This window comes from Bacillus sp. S14(2024), from assembly GCF_050473785.1.
GTDB lineage: Bacteria > Bacillota > Bacilli > Bacillales > Bacillaceae_G > Bacillus_A > Bacillus_A yunxiaonensis.
The window spans coordinates 997,923-1,013,500 of the sequence record NZ_JBFLUP010000006.1 but is presented as its reverse complement, the minus strand read 5'-3'; the positions used below and the strand labels follow the sequence as shown (position 1 = coordinate 1,013,500).

Genomic DNA, 15,578 nt, shown 5'->3' with positions numbered 1-15,578 from the left:
TTATGCGACGCTTTCGACGCACGTACAACTTTTCAGCCCCTTCATGGCTAAGAAATATACAAACGATGTTTTCTGACTTTGCAATCCCGCTCACGATTTTCCAAGGCATTCGTACGTTGCTTCTGCCTACGTTTTTAGATTTTGTGATACTTGTTATTTTCGTAGCAGCAACGATTCGCTTACATTTTCAGCCGTAACCTCTTCTTGAGGCTACGGCTAATTTTATCCCGCTATTCGCGGGCAGTAGGACCACACCCTAAGAATCAGAGAGAAGCGAAGAAGATAAGTGGGAGATGAAGAAAACCCTCACTGATGAAAGCTTCACTTTATTTTGAGTTCTTCGCTTCTTGCTCAGAAGCTTGAAGCTGCGCCACGAAATATTCAATATTACTTATAAGCCAATGTGCTTGTTGAAGCATTTTCACATCATGTAGCTCCTTTGTTTCGTTACGGACATTTCGAGCATTTGTATATGAATGCACTTGCTTTATAAATGCTTTTGGATAAGCTAAATATGCAAACATAAGTAACTTTTCTTCCTTTGTAAACGCAAAATTCTTTTGATAGATTTGGTACCATTCATATCGATCATTTCTTGCAATTGGATATGTGTTGAAGGAACGTGAATAAAACTGAACGATATCTTGAACTGGGGTAGCAAACTGCGCATCTTCTAAACTAATAAAATAACCGTTCCGCTGATAATCAAATAAAAAGTGATTCATGGAAACATTGCCATGAATAAATGAAATACGTGTTTTTTCTTTTTCTTTCATCGCCTCATGCCATTCTGTAAACTGTTTCGTCGCAAATTCATGGGCACGAAGCGCTTGATGAAAGTACGTACAATACTGCAATTCAAACGGAGACATATACCATTTCGCTTCAGATTCAACTAAAAACTGCTCTAACAGAACTCCATCTTGTTCCCAGCGGTTTGAAATAGTATCAAAATGTTCTTGAAGCGCTTCTTCCGTCACTTCCTCCTCTCGCACCGTTTTTCTGTGCATCAAAGCAAGTGTTTGAAACATTTTATGATACTGATCATTCTCTTCGCCTTGTCCTTCTGCACTTCCTAGCCAAGGCATTAAATAATAACTATGTTCACCATCAGTTAACACGTGCCTTCCATCTTTCGTATGGTAAATCGGTGCAAAATTCGTAAAGCCCTTTTCTCGTAAAAATTGAACATAATACATAAGGTTACTTCGTTCTAATTTCTGAGGGGGTAATTTTTTCAACGCATATGGACCTTGGCTCGTATAAATTTTTATTACATTCCCATATTCCTCAATATGTTCAGGAGCTAATTGATATAGCTGCAAAATAGAAGCATAACGGTCTCGCAATTCCATGTCCATACGAACAACGACCCTTTCTACAGGAGCATAAGGTGAAACTTACATCAGTGAGGGCTTCATCCCCCACTGATGTAAAGCCTGCCCAATCGGGCGCATACCAGCAGTTATTCCCGCCTTTCTCCTTCGCTTCTCTCTGAATATTGAAATAGGGGTTTACTGCCCAAAAATAGCGGGATGAAAAAGCAAAGAGGTGAGGAAGATTCCTCTTCACTCACTTTGTTTTCACTTTTGGTACTGGTATATACAAAATTTGTCCTGCTGTTAAATATATATCATCCGTTTGATTTATACGGTGTAAATGTTGAACAGAAGTATCATAGCGCTCTGCAACGGATTCAATCGTATCGCCTTCCTGTACAAAATACAATCTCAGCTTTGTAAATTCATCTTCCGGCTGCTTTGCAAATAATTTTGTTAAATATAACGCATTTTCATCTCGCTGTGAGTATGAAATTTCTTCTTGCGCCTCCTCATTGACAGCTTCCTGTTTTACTTTCGTTTCCTTACGTCCAAAAAACAGCTGCGGCGCGACTTCTTCTTGCTTTTCCTCCTCGGCCTCGATTTCTTGCTCCTCTTCTAGATCAAGCTCTGGTTCTTGACGAGCTTCTAACTGAAATGGCTCAAAGGCATAATCTTCCCACTCATCAGTCTCTACCAACTCTTCTTCCTCTTTTTCTTCTTCTCTTATTACTGCCTCGTCTCTTACTTCTTCCTCTTCTCTTATTTCTTCCTCTTCTCTTATTTCTTCCTCTTCATCACACAATCCATAGATAGAAATATCCGCTAAAAGCTGCAAGCATCCACTGTCCAACAATTCATAATCAAATTCTTCAATATCCACATATAAATCTTCGACTTGCTTCACGCGTCCTCTTGGAATAGAAATCTCTAACGGGAACGAATGTACCAATTCATTTATACCATCTTCACGTGTTTCAACATAATCTACAGCGCGAACTGGTGATAATTCTCGCAATGAGAAAACCTCTGTTTCTTCCTTTGCAATATATTCCCCTGTTAAATCAAGCTGTCCACTTACAACAATTTCATATTCACGCTCTTCTATAACAACATCAGGATCTAACGAAATAGAAAGTAACTCATTGACTTCCTGTCCTTTTTGAAACCAGACAGATTCTTTTAACGAAAACCGTAATGAAGTTTGTTGATCTGCTGCCACTTCGTATTCCCCCTCCCAAACTATATGTCATTACAGATTTATGTGAGAAATAGGGACTTTATGAATAAAAAAATCGCTCTCACTTGAGAGCGATTTTAATACCACATATTTAAAAGAATAAAAAAGCTAACAAATTAACCTTTTAATTTAGACATAGCAATTTCTGCAGCAGCAATTGTTGCCTCGATATCAGCATCACTATGTGCTGTTGATAAGAACAGTCCTTCAAACTGAGAAGGTGGTAAGAATATGCCTTGTTCTACCATTTCACGGTAATATGCCGCAAAATATTCTAAATTAGACGTTTTTGCTGTTTCATAGTTAATAACCTTTTCATCTGTAAAGAAAATACCAACCATAGAACCAGCACGGTTAATACAATGCGGAATATCATATTTTACAGCAACTTCATGTAAACCTTTTTCAAGTATTTCTGCTTTACGTTCAAATTCTTTATAGCTCTCCGGTGTTAATTGGACAAGCGTTTCATATCCAGCTGTCATTGCTAATGGATTACCAGATAATGTACCAGCTTGATAAATCGGTCCACTTGGTGCTACTTGCTTCATAATTTCAGCTTTACCACCATATGCCCCAACAGGAAGTCCACCGCCAATGACTTTTCCTAAACACGTTAAATCAGGTGTTACTCCAAAATATCCTTGTCCGCAATTATAAGCCACACGGAATCCCGTCATAACTTCATCAAAAATTAGAAGTGCACCGTATTCTGTTGTAACATCGCGAAGTCCTTGTAAAAATCCTGGAAGCGGCGGTACAACGCCCATATTTCCAGCTACCGGTTCTACAATGACACACGCAATATCATCACCGAACTGTTCAAAAGCGTATTTCACGCTCTCTAAATCATTATAAGCAACAGTAATCGTATTTTTCGCAACACCTTCTGGTACACCCGGGCTATCTGGTAAACCAAGCGTAGCAACGCCAGAACCAGCTTTAATTAAAAGGGAATCTCCATGCCCGTGATAGCAACCTTCAAATTTCAAAATTTTATTACGCCCTGTGTAACCGCGCGCTAAGCGAAGTGCACTCATTGTCGCTTCTGTTCCAGAGTTTACCATACGTACAATTTCAATAGACGGTACGCGATCGATTACAAGCTGCGCTAATTTATTTTCAATTTCTGTTGGCGCACCGAAGCTTGTCCCTTTTTCTACTACCGCTTTTAACGCCTCAACAACCCGGTCGTTGGAATGCCCATGAATAAGCGGGCCCCATGATAATACATAATCAATGTATTCATTTCCATCAATATCATAAACTTTAGAGCCTTTTCCACGCTCCATAAATAATGGATTCATACCGACAGATTTAAATGCACGCACTGGGCTATTTACACCACCTGGCATTAAATCTTTTGCTGTTTCAAAAGCTTCAATCGATTTATCAAAACTTTTCATTATCGTGCGCTCCCTTCTTGTAACCATCTCGCTGCATCTTTTGCATGATATGTAAGTATTAAATCTGCTCCAGCACGCTTCATACTTAATAATTTTTCAAGAACAATATCTTTTTCATTAACCCAGCCATTTTGTGCTGCCGCTTTAATCATTGAGTATTCACCACTCACATTATACGCAACAACCGGAAGATTAAAGTTATTTTTCACATCACGAATAATATCTAAATAAGAAAGCGCTGGCTTCACAATTAAGAAGTCTGCTCCTTCCATTACATCTGACTCAGCTTCGCGGAACGCTTCTAAGCGATTCGCTGGATCCATTTGATATGTTTTACGATCACCAAATTGCGGTGCACCATGTGCAGCATCACGAAACGGTCCATAAAAAGCAGACGCATATTTTACTGCATATGACATAACTGGAACATGAGCAAAACCGTTTTCATCTAACGCATGACGAATAGCCGCTACAAATCCATCCATCATATTAGATGGCGCAATAATATCTGCACCTGCTTTTGCTTGACTTACTGCTGTTTTTGCAAGAACCTCTAACGATTCATCATTTAAAATAATTCCATCTTCAATTACACCGCAATGCCCATGACTCGTATATTGGCATAAACATGTATCTGCGATTACAACTAATTCTGGAAATTGCTCTTTAATTTGTGTAATTGCTCGCTGTACGATACCATGCTCACAATACGCAGAAGAACCAACTTCATCTTTTTCAGCAGGTATACCGAACACGATAACTGAACGAATACCTAAATCAACAACTTCTTGCATTTCTGCTTGCAAATGGTCTAAAGAAATTTGAAATACACCCGGCATAGAAGAAACTTCATTACGTTTGTTTTCTCCTTCTACAACAAAAATTGGATAAATGAAATCTTCTGTATGTAAATGTGTTTCACGCACAAGAGCACGCATACTTGCACTTTGTCGTAAACGACGATGACGGTTAAATTGTAAAGGATTCATAACTTTTTCCATCTCCAATTCTTAAAGTTTCATTTTATTATACATTTTTATAATAATATTCTGAAATGCATTGTAACATAGCTTCAATCGTATATTCTTTCGGAATGAGAAGATTTTGAAAATGTTTACGCGCTTCTCGTTCTGTAATTGGGCCTATACAAGCAATTGTACATCCTTTTATCCATTCTCTCCAGTTTTCACCCTCAAGCAATGCGATAAAACTTTGCACAGTCGATGGACTTGTAAAAGTAATCACATCGATTTTTCTCGATTGCAGTGCATCAATAAGCTGCCCGCGCTTTTGTGCATGGACCATAGTTTCATATACAATAAGCTCACGTACGATAGCACCATGACCTCTCAATGCTTCCGGTATCACATCTCTTGCAAGGTTACCTTTTGGCAATAACACACGCGTTCCGCTTCCTATATGACTCACAAATTCTTCCGCAAATGCTTCAGCTACAAATGCAGTTGGCACAAAATGAACAATATAACCGCGTTGCTCTAATTCTTTCTTTGTTTTTACACCAACTGCAGCAATTTTAATGGTATGTGGTAACGGTTGCTTTATACCATCTAAAAAGAAATTCACACCATTTTTACTTGTGAAAATAATCCAATTATATGTGTTTAATTCATCATATACCTCTTGAAAGTTCTCATCTGAAACTGCTGTTATATGCAAAAGCGGAATTTCTAATGGAATTCCGCCCTGCTTTTGCACTTCTGTACTCATTTGCTTCGCTTGTTGCTCAGCTCTTGTAATTAGCACTGTTTTTCCACGAAGAGAAGTCATATTGCTAGTTTTGCTCCTGATTTGCTAAAACAATAAGTTCCTTCGCTCCTTGCCCGATTAACAAGTCTGCTGCTCGTTCTCCAACTTCTCGCGAATTTTCACCAGTCACAACTTCTTTCAATAAGACAGTTCCATCTGCAGATCCAACGAGAGCTGTTAATTCAATTTGGTTATCTTCTTTCAGCGTCGCATATCCAGCAATCGGCACTTGGCATCCGCCTTCTAATTTATGAAGAAATACCCGTTCTGCTTCAACTGTTTTCGCTGTTACACTATCATTCAGATGACTTAGTAGTTGTAATAAATCATCATCATCCTCGCGGCATTCAATGGATAACGCACCTTGCCCAACAGCTGGTACACATGCCTTTTCGTCTAAATACCCTGTAATCACATCATCTGCCCAGCCCATTCGCTTTAGTCCTGCGGCTGCTAAAATAATCGCATCATAATTTTCTTCTTTGAGTTTACGAAGTCTCGTATCGATATTTCCACGAATCCATTTGATTTGTAAATCCGGACGTGCTGCTAACAACTGTGCACTGCGACGTAAACTACTTGTACCGATAACAGCTCCTTCTGGTAACTCATCAAACGATTCACCATTTTTAGAAATAAACGCATCACGTGGGTCAACACGTTTCGGAATACATCCAATTGTTAGTCCCTCAGGAAGTACTGCTGGCATATCTTTCATGCTATGAACAGCCATATCAATTTCTTTTGTAAGCAGCGCATATTCGATCTCTTTTACGAATAGCCCTTTTCCGCCTACTTTCGAAAGGGTCACATCTAAAATAACGTCACCTTTCGTTACAATTTCTTTCACTTCAAATTCATATGGCAATCCCAGTGCTTTCAATTGATCGATAAACCAATGTGTTTGCGTTAATGCCAATTTACTTTTTCTTGATCCTACAATAATTTTGCGCATATTTTTCTCTCCTCATTATAAGTACCAAAAGTGGAAATTCGATAAACTGCTAAATAGAAAAATATTAATTAACATGATGAGAAATGCCCCAATGTTCCAACTTGCAATTTTCTTCCCCTGCAATGTATCTGAGCCGCGCAAATAAATACCTGCACAGTACACAAATAAAACAACGAAAGATCCGATTACCTTCGCGTCATACCAATGAAAATTATCTAACTTCGTATATCCCCATATACACCCGAGCAAAATTGCTAATAAAAAGAATGGTACAGAAAATAAATTCAAACCATATGACATAGAATCGAGCTTCGGTAAATTTCCTAAACGTCTTAATCTTGCATTCCATTTTTTTTGTTTTAATAAACGATATTGAATTAAGTACATAATGGAAAAAATAAAAGAAACTGTAAATGTTGCATAGGAAATAATCGCCATACCAACATGCACATAGACAAGCTCCGATACTAATTGATTTGTTAACATCGGCGACATTTGTCCAAGCGGAGTAAAAATAGAAACGGCGCTTACACCAAATGCAATCATATTTGTAAAAAAGACTAAAAAATCAATACGCATAAATCGGTTAATAACTAATGATAATGTAATTAATAGCCACACATAAAAATAAATACCCGATAGCAGCGTTAAAATAGGATTGATTTCCGCTTCTGTTGCTCGAAGTAACATAAATATCGAATATAATACCCATACAACAGAAAGTAACCAAAAGGCAATTCGATTTGCCTTTCGGTTACTTTGAAAATAATCTATGAAATATAAACTCACGCTGCAGGCATATAAAATAATGGCAATATGATAAATAATGCTATTGTTTAAAACACCCATCCATTTATCCTTTCCATTACAAAGATGGAGCGGATACGGTCCACTTCTCCGTCTGTTTCCATTCTGCTTTTGTCTCTTCCATTACTTCTTTCGCATTTAAATCAAAAATTTTCGCAAATAGAGCAAGTTTTTCTTGCGCATTTTCTTCCGCTGCCAACTCTTTCGCAATTAAAATTGGATCTTTTAACAATTGATTAATAATACTTTTCGTATGCTTACTAATCACTTTTCGCTCACGCTCTGTTAACGTTGGAATCTTTCGTTCAATACTTTGCATTGTTTCACTTTGAATCGCTAATGCCTTATCACGAAGCTCTGAAATTAGCGGTACAACACCAAGCGTATTTAGCCATGACTTGAATAGAATCATTTCTTCTTCAATCATAATTTGAATTTTTTCAGCCTCTTTTAATCGCTCAGCACGATTTGCTTCCACAACACCTTGTAAATCATCAATATCATACAAGAAAACACTTTCTAAAGCATCAATTGCTGGATCAATATCCCGCGGCACCGCAATATCTACCATAAAAAGCGGACGACCAGAGCGCATACCCTCTACTTTGGACATCATTTCTTTCGTAATTACATATTCAGAAGCACCTGTTGAACTAATTACAATATCAGCCTCTAACAATGCACATTGCAGTTGATCTAATGGCTTTGCATGCCCCATATATTTTTCTGCCATCGCTTCCGCTTTTGCAAACGTACGATTCATAACAGTCACTTTATGAGCACCGCTTCCGTACAAATTTTGAAGTGCTAATTCACCCATTTTCCCCGCACCAAGAATAAGAACATGGCAATCTTTCAAATCACCAAAAATTTTCTTCCCAAGTTCAACAGCTGCATAACTTACCGACATGGCATTGCCGCCAATTGTTGTTTCAGAATGGGCACGTTTTGCCAGTGTAACGACTTGTTTAAACAATTCATTAAATATCGTTCCTGTCGTTTTTACTTCTTGCGCTAGTAAGAAGCTATTACGAATTTGGCCTAAAATTTGCGTTTCTCCCACTACCATTGAATCTAATCCGCATGTTACACGGAATAAATGATCCGTAGCACCGTCTTGCTCATATATAGACAAATATGATGCAATTTCCTCTATTTCAAGCTGAAACCAATCAGCCATAAATTTCTTAATATAATAGCGTCCTGTGTGTAACTGATCTACCACAGCATAGATTTCCGTTCGATTGCACGTTGATACAATGACATTTTCTAATACACTTTTTTGTTGTTGTAACGTTGTCATTGCTTGCTCTAACTCTGCTTCTTGGAATGTTAGTTTCTCACGAATTTCTACAGGGGCTGTTCGATAGTTAACACCAACAACAAGAATATGCACGCAGCATGTCCCCCTTCAACCGATTTTTCATCTTATCTACTATCATAATACAACTTTCCTCTTATAAATCCGACAATCATGTGAACATCGTCTCATTTTTCCTTCCTTAATTGACAATAAGACATCCATTGGAATAAGTAAAGAATGAAAAAAGAAAGGTAAGGAAAACTTTTATAAAGATCGATGCATGCAACTAACCCTTTCAGGTGAAAAGCACTCCTGAAAGGGAAGTTTCACTTTATCCCGCTCAAAGGGACAGTAAAAAAATGCTTATTCAAAGAAGATACTGTCCCTAAGAGCCCGATTGGTTCAACTAACCCTTTCAGGTGAAAAGCACTCCTGAAAGGGAAGTTTCACTTTATAATAATTATAAGATAATAACTCTATCTGTACGTTATCAAAAAAAATTGTCAGAATCAAGTAATAGAAACTATTCCATACATGCTGAAAGACTATCTTTTACTAGCTTCTTTCAATTGAAAGAAAATATGTATGATTATTCCAAACGATAGATTTTCTTTTCGGTTGACATCTCATTTGTTTTATTTTATATTAATTTTACAAAATTAAATTGTGCACAATTTAAAAAGGAGGGATACTCATGCACGAGAATCCTTTACATCTAGATAATCAACTTTGTTTTTCTATTTACGCTTGTTCTAGAGAGGTCACACGTTTTTATCGTCCTTATTTAGAAGAAATGGGCATTACGTATCCGCAATATATTACTTTGTTAGTACTGTGGGAACAAGACGGAATAACAGTAAAAGAAATTGGTGAACGATTATTTTTAGATTCTGGAACATTAACGCCTATGTTAAAAAGAATGGAAGGGTTACAACTTGTTAAGCGTGTTCGTTCAAAGAAAGATGAACGAAAAGTATGTATTGAACTAACAGAGCAAGGATTTGCTTTAAAAGAAAAAGCATGTTCATTGCCACAAACAATGGCATCGCATTTAGGAATTACAACTGAAGATTATACAACTTTATTAATTCAATTAAACAAATTAATTGAAACAATGAAAACAATAAATGATAGAAAAGAGGAGTAAACATGGAAAATTTATATACTGCTACTGTAACAGCAACAGGTGGACGAAATGGGAAAGTAATTTCTGAGGATGGTGTTTTAAATCTCGATGTAAAAATGCCAAAAGCATTAGGTGGTATGGGCGGCCATGCAACAAACCCTGAGCAATTATTTGCAGCAGGATATGCAGCCTGTTTTGATAGTGCGCTGCAGCTTGTGATTCGTACGAAACGCGTAAAAGTAGAAAGTACGGAAGTAACGGCTCACGTATCAATTGGCAAAGATACAGATGGGGGATTCGGATTAGCTGTCACATTAGATGTACGCGTAGCTGGTGTATCTCACGAAGAAGCAAAACAATTAGTAGAATCTGCACACGGAGTATGTCCATACTCTAAAGCAACAAAAGGAAATATTGAAGTTACATTAAACGTACTATAGTACCAAAAAAACGTGTGACAATTCGTCACACGTTTTTTGTATTTGTAAACTTATGAATCGCTTTCCACGCTTCTTCTTTCCCAAGACCTGTTTCTGAAGAAAATAATACGACTTCATCTCCTGGTTCTACATCAAGCGTTTCTTTCACAACTTTTAAGTGCTTTTGCCATTTTCCTTTTGGAATTTTATCGGCTTTTGTTGCGATAATGATTGTTGGAATTTCATAATGCTTTAAGAAATCATACATCATCACATCATCACTTGTCGGCTTGTGACGTAAATCAATAACAAGAACAGCTGCATCTAGCTGTTTTCTTGTTGTGAAATACGTTTCGATCATCTTGCCCCATGCTGCTCGTTCTGACTTCGATACTTTCGCATATCCATAACCTGGTACATCCACGAAATGCATCATATCATTAATAATGAAAAAATTTAATGTTTGCGTTTTTCCTGGTTTAGAAGAAATGCGCACTAATTTTTTTCGATTTAAAATTTTATTTATAAAGGATGACTTTCCAACATTAGAACGACCCGCTAATGCGATTTCTGGTAAATCACCCTCAGGATATTGTTCTGGTTTGACTGCGCTAATAACAATCTCAGCTTTTGTTACTTTCATTTTTTCACTCCTACTAATGCGTGCTCTAGTACCTCATCTAAATGCGAGGCCAGCACAAACGTAAGGTTTTCCTTTACGCTTTCTGGAATATCTTCTAAATCTTTTTCATTTTCGGCTGGTAAGATAATTTTCGTTAAACCTGCACGATGCGCACTTAACGTTTTCTCTTTCAATCCACCAATTGGTAATACACGACCACGAAGTGTAATTTCACCCGTCATTCCTACTTCTTTACTAACAGGAATTCCTGTTAATGCTGAAATAAGAGCTGTTGCCATCGTAATCCCCGCAGATGGCCCATCTTTTGGTACAGCACCTTCAGGAACATGAATATGGATATCATGTTTTTCATGGAAATCAGGGTCAATATGCAATTCTTCTGCACGTGAACGAATATAACTAAATGCTGCTTGTGCAGATTCTTTCATCACATCTCCAAGTTTTCCTGTTAAAATTAGTTTTCCTTTTCCTGGAGATACAGATACTTCAATTGCAAGCGTATCTCCTCCAGCTGCTGTATACGCTAAACCTGTTGCCATACCTACTTGATCTTTCGTTTCAGCTTGACCATAGCGGTATACTCGCTTTCCAAGCAACTCTGTAATATTCTTTTCTGTTACAACAACGCGCTTACGCTCTTCTGTTACAACAATCTTCGCTGCTTTCCGGCAAACCTTCGCCAGCTGACGCTCTAACGTACGAACACCTGCTTCACGTGTATAGTAACGGATAATTTCAAGAAGTGCTTCATCACGTACTTGTAAATTCCCTTTTTTCAACCCATGTTCCTTCAATTGTTTCGGAAGCAAATGCTCACGGGCAATATGTACTTTTTCAAGTTCTGTATAGCCAGCAATTGAAATAATCTCCATGCGATCAAGAAGCGGACCTGGGATGCTTGCCAGCGTATTAGCTGTTGCAATAAACATAACTTTCGATAAATCATATGGCTCTTCAATGTAATGATCACTGAAATTATGATTTTGCTCTGGATCTAACACCTCTAATAATGCTGCTGAAGGGTCTCCTCGAAAATCATTCGACATTTTATCAATCTCATCTAATAAAAAGACTGGATTGATTGTCTTTGCCTTTTTCATTCCTTGAATAATACGGCCCGGCATCGCACCAACATACGTACGACGATGACCACGGATTTCAGATTCATCACGTACACCACCAAGTGAAACACGAACAAAATTACGATTTAATGATGTCGCAATTGATTTAGCTAACGATGTTTTCCCAACCCCAGGTGGACCGACTAAACAAAGAATAGGTCCCTTTAATGAATTCGTAAGCTTTTGCACTGCTAAATATTCAAGTACTCGCTCTTTTACTTTTTCAAGCCCATAATGCTCTTCATTTAAAATTTTTTCAGCACGCATAAGGTCTATACGATCTTCTGTTGCCTCAGTCCAAGGAAGAGATAATAACCAATCAATATAATTGCGAATCACACCGCTCTCTGCTGAACTTGCCGGCAATTTCTCATAACGATCTAGCTCTTTTAAAGCTGCCTGCTGCGTTTCTTCTGGCATTCCCGATTCTTCAATCTTTTCACGAAGCTCTTCTACTTCGCCGCCTTTTCCTTCTTTATCACCAAGTTCTTTTTGAATAGCTTTCATTTGCTCACGTAAGAAGTACTCTTTTTGTGTACGCTCCATAGAACGCTTCACTTGCTGACCAATTTTCTTTTCTAAGTTCAATAACTCTTTTTCATCTTGAATAAAAGAAATAAGTGTATGTAATCGTTCTTTCACCGCAGCGATTTCTAAAATCTGTTGCTTTTGCTTCATTTTGAGCGGCAAATGAGATGCTATGAGATCGGCTAATCGACCTGGTTCATCAACATCAACCACTGTTACAAAAGTTTCATCTGAAACCTTCTTAGACAACTTAATATATTGCTCAAAATACTCAATTAATGTACGCATGAGTGCTTTTTCTTCTAAATCGCCCTCTTCTTCTTCCATTAACGTACGGACATTAGCTGTAATTACATCATCTTCTTCGATGAATTCGGTCATTTCTACTCTATGTAAACCTTCTACAAGGATACGCATCGTTCCGTTTGGCAATTTGAGCATTTGCTTCACTTTTGCTAACGTACCTACTTTATAAATATCATCTTCTTTCGGATCATCGATATTCACGTCTTTTTGCATCGCTAAAAAAACTATATTTTCATCTACAGCCGCCTGCTCGAGCGCTTGTATCGATTTATCACGTCCTACATCAAGATGCAGAACCATCGTCGGATATACGAGAACGCCTCTTAATGGTAGGAGGGGCACGATTCTTTCGTTCGCATTCATATTAGACATAGCACCTCCATAAATATCTTTGTTTCCCTATTTTATATTACAATAAAGCCTTATGCAATCGCAGAGACTCGATGCCCTATTGCTCATTAAAGAAAAAGGGACTTCGCTTAAGCATATAACAACTTAAACGAAGTCTAGGATATCCTGCTCTGACGGGCAATAAAGTTAGCATCTCTCGTATGATGATTGCCCATATGAGCCCGATTGGTGAGAGCTTTCCATCAGTGGCGGCTGCCCCCCCCACTGATGGAAGTTTCACTTTATCCCGCATTAACGGGCAGTAAGACCTCCACCCCAAGATTGAGAGAAGCGAAGAAGTTAGGTGGGGGCTAACTGCCCGTAAAAGCCCGATTGGTTCAACTAACCATCAGTGGGGATGAAAAACCCCCACTGATGGAAGTTTCACTTTACATCGATTGCACGTCACCTTCATCTACGGAAAGTAATGTATCGCCTGTTCGCTCAATTTTTTCTTTTACAAATACTAATGCAAATACTTCTTTTAATTTTCGTACAGGAATGATTTCAATACCTTTGATTGTGTAGAGGAAAGGCTGCATATTTTCTGCTGGGATTAGCACTTTCTTTGCCCCAGCCTTTTTCGCTGCTTTTACTTTCGCATAAACACCACCAACTGGTTTCACTTCTCCGTGAATACTAATTTCTCCAGTCATCGCTACTTCATTATTGATATACATGCGATGAACAGCAGAATATACACCCGTTGCAATGGCAATGCCGGCAGATGGTCCATCAATTGGAATACCGCCTGGAAAGTTAATATGTATATCATATCCTTCTGGTAATAGATCTAACGAACGAAGGACAGTCACAACATTATCAACAGAACCTTTCGCCATACTTTTACGACGAATTGATTTCGTTTGATTACCGATACTTTCTTCTTCTACAATCCCTGTTACCACAACGGATCCATTCTCTTTTGCTGGAATTGCCGTTACTTCTATTTCAAGTAATGCCCCTGTATTGGGTCCATATACAGCCAGGCCATTCACAAGACCAATTTTTGGAATTGGATATACCCGCTTTTCATATTTCGGCGTCAGTTGGCTTGAATGAATAACCCATTCAATATCCTCATCCTTTATAAAAGATCGTCCTTCATTAATTGCCATTCCAGCCGAGATTTGCACAAGATTAATGGCTTCTCTTCCATTCCGTGCGTACATTCCAATCATTTCTATACCATGTTCACCTAGCTCCATATCCACCTTTTCAGCAGCATTTTTGGCTACTGCTTCAATTTCTTCTGTATCTAGCTCACGAAAAAAGACTTCTAAACAGCGTGATCGAATGGCAGGAGGAATTTCATCTGGAGAACGTGTTGTTGCGCCAACAAGACGAAAATCAGCTGGTAATCCCTTTTGGAAAATATCATGAATATACGTTGGAATGAGAGAATTCTCTTCACTATAATATGCACTTTCCAAAAATACTTTACGATCCTCAAGCACTTTTAACATCTTATTCATTTGAATTGGATGCAATTCCCCAATCTCATCAATAAATAAAATACCTCCATGCGCATCTGTGACCGCTCCTTTTTTCGGTTGCGGAATACCAGCCTGTCCCATTGCTCCGGCACCTTGATAAATTGGATCATGAACAGAACCAATTAACGGATCAGCAATCCCCCGCTCATCAAATCGAGCCGTTGTGGCATCCAGCTCAATAAATGTTGCAGTCATTCGAAATGGAGATTTCGAATTTTTCTTTGCTTCTTCTAATACGAGCCGAGCCGCTGCTGTTTTCCCAACTCCTGGCGGTCCATATATTATGACATGTTGCGGATTTGGACCGCATAGCGCAGCCTTTAATGATTTAATACCATCTTCTTGTCCAACAATATCAGCAAAAGACGCTGGGCGAACTTTTTCAGCAAGGGGTTCTGTTAAAGAAATTTCCCGCATTTTTCGAAGTTGCTCTAGCTCTTTCTTTGATTCTCTATCAATTGAAACCTTTTGTGTTCGCTGGTTTTTGAGTAAATGCCAAAAATACAATCCGACAATTACACCAAAGACAAGTTGAACGATTAAAAAAATATTTGTCCAGCTCATACTCATTTCCTCCCGCTATGTTTTACTTATCAGTATCCCCTGGGAGGAAACACGCTAAACATAATAAGAAACAGCAATTATACAATTGCTGTTTCTTAACGTTTATGCTGCTATTCACGGACAATAATATCCCCACCTCAAAATTCAGCACAAGCAAAAAGTTAGGTGGGGATCAATTACTGGTATGT

At 38.2% G+C, this 15,578-nt stretch carries 14 protein-coding genes; 3 read left to right on the top strand and 11 right to left on the bottom strand.

Annotated elements, in window-relative coordinates; genetic code table 11:
* Positions 1–2: 2 nt before the first annotated feature.
* Positions 3–197, top strand: coding sequence for a hypothetical protein (locus tag AB1279_RS05420; RefSeq protein WP_336481826.1), 195 nt, complete (start codon positions 3–5; stop codon positions 195–197).
* 129 nt (positions 198–326) lie between these two features.
* On the opposite strand, the gene ysxE is transcribed toward AB1279_RS05420, so the two are convergent.
* From ysxE to hemA, 8 genes are all read right to left on the bottom strand, one after another.
* The gene (ysxE, locus tag AB1279_RS05415) at positions 327–1,361 is read right to left on the bottom strand and encodes a spore coat protein YsxE (RefSeq protein ID WP_429758100.1); all 1,035 of its coding nucleotides are present in this window, start codon (positions 1,359–1,361) and stop codon (positions 327–329) included.
* 211 nt (positions 1,362–1,572) lie between these two features.
* Positions 1,573–2,541: a stage VI sporulation protein D gene (spoVID, locus tag AB1279_RS05410; protein ID WP_429758099.1), complete on the bottom strand. Its 969-nt coding sequence runs from the start codon at positions 2,539–2,541 to the stop codon at positions 1,573–1,575.
* 134 nt (positions 2,542–2,675) lie between these two features.
* Positions 2,676–3,965 (bottom strand): glutamate-1-semialdehyde 2,1-aminomutase, encoded by a 1,290-nt coding sequence (gene hemL, locus AB1279_RS05405; RefSeq protein WP_429758098.1) that lies wholly within the window; start codon positions 3,963–3,965, stop codon positions 2,676–2,678.
* Positions 3,965–4,954 carry a porphobilinogen synthase gene (hemB, locus tag AB1279_RS05400; RefSeq protein WP_429712044.1) on the bottom strand — a complete coding sequence of 330 codons (990 nt, stop codon included), beginning with the start codon at positions 4,952–4,954 and terminating at the stop codon, positions 3,965–3,967. The genes hemL and hemB overlap by 1 nt, the downstream gene beginning before the upstream one ends.
* 37 nt (positions 4,955–4,991) lie before the next feature.
* Entirely contained in the window at positions 4,992–5,753 is a 762-nt protein-coding gene (locus tag AB1279_RS05395) for a uroporphyrinogen-III synthase (protein ID WP_429753709.1), read from the bottom strand.
* A gap of 4 nt (positions 5,754–5,757) precedes the next feature.
* The gene (gene hemC, locus AB1279_RS05390; RefSeq protein WP_429758097.1) at positions 5,758–6,687 is read right to left on the bottom strand and encodes a hydroxymethylbilane synthase; all 930 of its coding nucleotides are present in this window, start codon (positions 6,685–6,687) and stop codon (positions 5,758–5,760) included.
* Between the two features lie 15 nt (positions 6,688–6,702).
* Entirely contained in the window at positions 6,703–7,536 is an 834-nt protein-coding gene (locus AB1279_RS05385; RefSeq protein WP_429753707.1) for a cytochrome c biogenesis protein, read from the bottom strand.
* Between the two features lie 16 nt (positions 7,537–7,552).
* Positions 7,553–8,890, bottom strand: coding sequence for a glutamyl-tRNA reductase (gene hemA / locus AB1279_RS05380; protein WP_429758096.1), 1,338 nt, complete (start codon positions 8,888–8,890; stop codon positions 7,553–7,555).
* A 601-nt stretch (positions 8,891–9,491) separates the two neighbouring features.
* Between hemA and AB1279_RS05375 the strand changes: the two genes are divergently transcribed.
* Both AB1279_RS05375 and AB1279_RS05370 read left to right on the top strand, forming a co-directional pair.
* Positions 9,492–9,944, top strand: coding sequence for a MarR family winged helix-turn-helix transcriptional regulator (locus AB1279_RS05375; protein WP_429758095.1), 453 nt, complete (start codon positions 9,492–9,494; stop codon positions 9,942–9,944).
* A gap of 2 nt (positions 9,945–9,946) precedes the next feature.
* Positions 9,947–10,363, top strand: a complete 417-nt coding sequence (locus AB1279_RS05370; protein WP_429753704.1) for an organic hydroperoxide resistance protein — start codon at positions 9,947–9,949, stop codon at positions 10,361–10,363.
* Between the two features lie 25 nt (positions 10,364–10,388).
* Here the strand turns inward: AB1279_RS05370 and yihA are convergent, their stop codons facing one another.
* From yihA to lonB, 3 genes are all read right to left on the bottom strand, one after another.
* A complete protein-coding gene (yihA, locus tag AB1279_RS05365) occupies positions 10,389–10,985 on the bottom strand; it encodes a ribosome biogenesis GTP-binding protein YihA/YsxC (protein WP_429753703.1) in 597 nt (198 codons plus the stop codon).
* Entirely contained in the window at positions 10,982–13,312 is a 2,331-nt protein-coding gene (gene lon, locus AB1279_RS05360; protein ID WP_429753702.1) for an endopeptidase La, read from the bottom strand. Before lon ends, yihA begins: the two co-directional genes overlap by 4 nt.
* Before the next feature lie 407 nt (positions 13,313–13,719).
* Positions 13,720–15,390, bottom strand: a complete 1,671-nt coding sequence (lonB, locus tag AB1279_RS05355) for an ATP-dependent protease LonB (RefSeq protein ID WP_429753701.1) — start codon at positions 15,388–15,390, stop codon at positions 13,720–13,722.
* Positions 15,391–15,578: the final 188 nt, after the last annotated feature.